Annotated in this window: 1 protein-coding gene; it reads left to right on the top strand. The window is 67.0% G+C overall.

Going from position 1 to position 1660, the window contains the following annotated elements; all coding sequences use genetic code 11:
• Nucleotides 1-1660, top strand: a 1660-nt coding sequence (acs, locus tag SSO01S_RS17015) for an acetate--CoA ligase (protein WP_066801627.1), incomplete at both ends; no start/stop codon positions are given.

Below are 1660 nucleotides of genomic sequence, written 5' to 3'. Positions count from 1 at the left end.
CGAAGCGGGGCGATACGGTTGCGATAGTGTGGGAGCCCGACGAGCCTTCGGAGAGCCCGCGCAGCTTCACCTATCGCCAGTTGCATGCGGAAGTCTGCCGCTTCGCCAATGTGCTGAAGGCGCAGGGCGTGCAAAAGGGCGACCGCGTCACGATCTATATGCCGATGATCCCCGAGGCGGCGTTCGCCTTGCTGGCCTGTGCGCGGATCGGGGCGATCCATTCGGTGGTGTTCGGCGGCTTCTCGCCCGATGCGCTTGCCGGGCGGATCACCGATTGCGACAGCGCGGTGGTGATCACCGCCGATGAAGGGCGGCGCGGGGGCAAGAAGGTTCCGCTCAAGGTCAATGTCGATGCCGCGGCAAAGCTGGCGCCTGCGCTCGAGAAGGTGATCGTGGTGCGCGCAACCGGCGGCGACGTGCCGATGCAGCCGGGCCGCGATATCTGGTACGACGAAGCCGCCGCCCTGGTCTCCGCCGAGTGTGCGCCCGAGCCGATGGGCGCGGAGGATCCGCTGTTCATCCTCTATACCTCGGGCTCGACCGGCAAGCCCAAGGGCGTGCTCCACTCGTCGGGCGGCTATCTGCTCTGGGCGGGCTACACGCACGAGCTGGTGTTCGATTACCGCCCCGGGCAGATCTATTGGTGCGCGGCCGATATCGGCTGGGTCACCGGGCACAGCTATATCGTCTATGGTCCGCTCGCCAATGGCGGCACCACGCTGATGTACGAAGGCGTCCCCAACTGGCCCGACGCCAGCCGCATCTGGCAGGTGGTCGATCGCCACAAGGTCGAGATCCTATACACCGCGCCCACCGCGCTGCGCGCGCTGATGCGCGAGGGCGATGATTATGTGACCGCCACCAGCCGCAAGTCGCTCAGGCTGCTCGGCACGGTGGGCGAGCCGATCAACCCGGAGGCGTGGCGCTGGTATTATGACGTGGTGGGCGAGGGGCGCTGCCCGATCGTCGACACCTGGTGGCAGACCGAGACGGGCGGGCAGATGATCACGCCCTTGCCGGGCGCGACGGCGCTCAAGCCGGGATCGGCGACGCTGCCGCTTCCCGGGGTCGACCCGCAGATCGTCGATGCAGAGGGCAACATCCTGCACGGCGCGACCGAGGGCAATCTGGTGATCGCGCGCAGCTGGCCCGGGCAGATGCGCACCGTGTGGGGCGATCATGCGCGCTTCTTCCAGACCTATTTCACGACCTATCCGGGCAAGTATTTCACCGGCGATGGCTGCCGGCGCGACGAGGATGGCTATTACTGGATCACCGGCCGGGTGGACGATGTGATCAACGTATCCGGCCACCGCATGGGCACCGCCGAGGTGGAGAGCGCGCTGGTCGCGCACCCCAAGGTGGCGGAAGCCGCGGTGGTCGGCATGCCGCACGACATCAAGGGGCAGGGCATCTATGCCTATGTGACGCTCAACGCGCATGCTGTGGCGTCCGACGATCTCCGCAAGGAACTGCGCGACTGGGTGCGCAGCGAGATCGGCCCGATCGCAACGCCCGACGCGCTCCAGTTTGCCCCCGGCCTGCCCAAGACCCGATCGGGCAAGATCATGCGCCGCATCCTGCGCAAGATCGCGGAAGGCGACGTGTCCTCGCTCGGCGATACCTCCACCCTCGCCGACCCTTCCGTGGTCGACGATCT

It is taken from the genome of Sphingomonas soli NBRC 100801, assembly GCF_001591025.1.
In the GTDB taxonomy this organism is placed as follows: domain Bacteria; phylum Pseudomonadota; class Alphaproteobacteria; order Sphingomonadales; family Sphingomonadaceae; genus Sphingomonas; species Sphingomonas soli.
This window is presented reverse-complemented; position numbering and strand designations above follow the sequence as displayed.